Annotated in this window: 4 protein-coding genes and 1 tRNA gene; all 5 read right to left on the reverse strand. The window is 51.6% G+C overall.

Going from position 1 to position 2,614, the window contains the following annotated elements:
• On the reverse strand, window positions 1–550 hold a 550-nt coding region (locus JU82_RS08460; RefSeq protein WP_037949393.1), incomplete at its 3' end, for a DUF3108 domain-containing protein.
• A gap of 61 nt (window positions 551–611) precedes the next feature.
• Window positions 612–1,457, reverse strand: a complete 846-nt coding sequence (locus tag JU82_RS08465; RefSeq protein ID WP_037949395.1) for an aldo/keto reductase — start codon at window positions 1,455–1,457, stop codon at window positions 612–614.
• A gap of 216 nt (window positions 1,458–1,673) precedes the next feature.
• Window positions 1,674–1,946 carry a DUF1294 domain-containing protein gene (locus tag JU82_RS08470; protein ID WP_037949398.1) on the reverse strand — a complete coding sequence of 91 codons (273 nt, stop codon included), beginning with the start codon at window positions 1,944–1,946 and terminating at the stop codon, window positions 1,674–1,676.
• A 41-nt stretch (window positions 1,947–1,987) separates the two neighbouring features.
• Window positions 1,988–2,063 (reverse strand) — tRNA-Ile (locus JU82_RS08475).
• Between the two features lie 32 nt (window positions 2,064–2,095).
• The coding region (locus JU82_RS08480) for an FtsW/RodA/SpoVE family cell cycle protein (RefSeq protein WP_037949396.1) at window positions 2,096–2,614 on the reverse strand (519 nt) is incomplete at its 5' end.

A 2,614-nucleotide genomic window follows, 5' to 3' on the forward strand; every position in this document is an offset into this window, starting at 1 on the left:
CGAGCTTGCGTTTCATCGCGTCCAAATCGTCGTTTGCGGGAAAAACGACATCGATTCTGCCGTCTTGCTTGTTTCCTCCGATCGCCGCAAACGAGCGGTTCTGCCGTGACTGCATGGAGTGTTTGAAATTGAAAAAGAGGGTCAGTATGTCTTCGGTAGCATAAAAATCGTGTTTCACCCGGTCCCATTCGTCTTTTTCGATCGTCTCCCGCCACACCGTTTTGTTGTCATGGTCGAACGTATAGATTTTGATCGATTTTTTCGAATCGGTTCGGCGCGTCTTGGAATATTTTTGGGGAATCAGCTTCCCGTCCCGAACGATCCCGTGGCTTTCGTATATTTCGACGCGATTATTGGTGAGCGTTTGGGCGATTCCCGCCGTTCTCGCCTCGATCCGGATCGTGTAGGTCTGGTCGTCACGTGTTTCGAAACGGGCATCCGCAATCCCCAGCGTATCGAAAACCCCGAACGATACTTCGTAGGTCGCACTGAGGATTTTGGCCGCCGACACCTGCGAGAAAAGAATAAGGATCAACACAACTGCTTTCATTATCTTTCCCTGCTTTTGATGCAAACAGTATCCTCTATCGCAGACGTTTTGTCAAGTGCTCTTACCCTTCAAGCAAAGCGCTCACCGCCGCGATCTCATCGGAGGCAAGCTCAAATTCGAAAATCGCCAAATCTTGTTTGATGTGTTCGAGGGAGGTCGAACCGATCAGAGGAACGATCCCTATGTGGTTCAAATAGCGGTACAGAATCTGCGCTTCGGTTTTATCGTATTTTTGCGTCAGCGCGAAAAATTCGCGGCTCTCCAGGAGATGAGGATTGGCGGTGAGACTCCAGAAACTTTGATAAACGATCCCCCGCTCGCGGCACCATGCGCGCAGCTCTTTGTCGTATCTACTCTGGCGGTAAAAGCGGTTCTGCACCACGGCCGGCTTAACCTCGGCATCTTCGTACAGCCGCATGAGCAATTCCGGGTCATAGCAGTTGCTGATTCCCAGCTGGCGCACGTCTTTTGAATGATAAAGCATCTCCATCGCCCTCCATACCTTCAGCATAGCCGCATACGGAAACAGCGGCGAGTGCAGCACCAGCGAATCGACATACGAGATGCCAAGATTGCGTTTGGAGGATTCGAACGACTGCGTCACCTGAACGTCCAGCGGTGCCGTCGGATCATAGGGGACGCGATCAGGGTCCTGTCCCGAAAGAGGAGTGAATTTTGTCTGAAGATACAGCTCAGAGCGATCGATTCCCTGCGCTTCCAGTCTCTTTAACGCGTCCCCTACCCCCGCTTCATTATAGTGCTTGGGCTGGTATGCCGTATCGATCCCCCGAAAACCCGCCTTAACCGCCGTCTCTACCAAATCGGCGGTGCGCGCCTCTTTCCATGCCGTGCCGTAGATCAAAGAAGGCATTTGAACGTTTTCGTTGGTCGTGACGTAAGGGATCATCGCATTATCCTGCAAAAAAAGATGGCTCAGTATAGTCGGCAAAACCTCAAAGCTCTCTTTACGTCAAACGCGGCGAATCGGAGATCAGAATGCTATAATGTTGGGAAACGGAGGGGCAAGATGGAACAGTTTTGGTTATGGTTGGCTGTAGGCGGTATCGCATTGGTCATCTTTAAAATCGTCTTTCGCGAATCCGAAAAAGACGATGAATAGACGCTAATTGACCATCGTCCATGCCGCAGCGCACAGCAATCCCGCATGGACGACGACGATACCCCGAAAAACCCCTTTGAATTTTTGCGTTTTGTGCCGAAACACGCTCCGTCCCGCCATCGCGCCAACACTTCCCCCGAAAACCGCGAGCCGCAGCAATGTCTTTTCGCTGATGCGGCGATGCTTGTTGACGGCCAGATATTTGTCGATACCGAATGTCGCGAATGCAACGAGGTTGAGAATACCGAGAAAGAGAAGGAAATAAACCAAATTCATGACGTCAGTATAGGAAAATTGTGTTGAAGAAATGTAGAAGGTGGTGGGTCTTGTAGGACTTGAACCTACGACCAACCGGTTATGAGCCGGTGGCTCTAACCACTGAGCTAAAGACCCTTAAAAGGAGCGACATTATAGTCGCTCTAAAATTAGACGAAGCTTTTTTTGCCGGTATCGGTGTAGAGGTAGCGGAAGCGATACGCCAGAAGGTTTTCGAGGATCGCGAACATGACCATGAAGTTCACGAAGCTGCTCCCCCCGTAGCTGAACATCGGCAGCGGCACCCCGACGACGGGGGCGAATCCGATCGTCATCGCGATGTTGACGCTCATGTAGATGAAGAAAAAGAGCGACAGTCCCCCCGCAACGACTTTGATGTAATAATCCTGCCCCCATGCGGCGATCAGGAGCAGATGGACGATCAGCGCGGCGTATAGCAAGATCAGCAAAAATGCCCCGAAAAACCCGAACCGCTCGACGACGTAGGCGAAGATAAAGTCACTGGATGCGATGGGGAGAAATTTCATCTGCGCCTGCGTCGCATCCTCTTTGTCCTTGCCGAAGAATCCTCCCGAACCGACGGCGATGATCGACTGTTCGACCTGATAGCTCGGTTTTTCGCCGACGAAATCGTGCAGGCGCTGTTTTTGGTAATCGTGCAGCTGGGT

Origin of the sequence: Sulfuricurvum sp. MLSB, from assembly GCF_000747095.1 — a bacterium.
Classification (GTDB): Bacteria; Campylobacterota; Campylobacteria; order Campylobacterales; family Sulfurimonadaceae; genus Sulfuricurvum.

Coding starts and splice junctions, on each gene's coding strand:
- JU82_RS08465 (WP_037949395.1), bottom strand. CDS start 1,457: ATGATCCCTTACGTCACGACCAACGAAAACGTTCAAATGCCTTCTTTG.
- JU82_RS08470 (WP_037949398.1), bottom strand. CDS start 1,946: ATGAATTTGGTTTATTTCCTTCTCTTTCTCGGTATTCTCAACCTCGTT.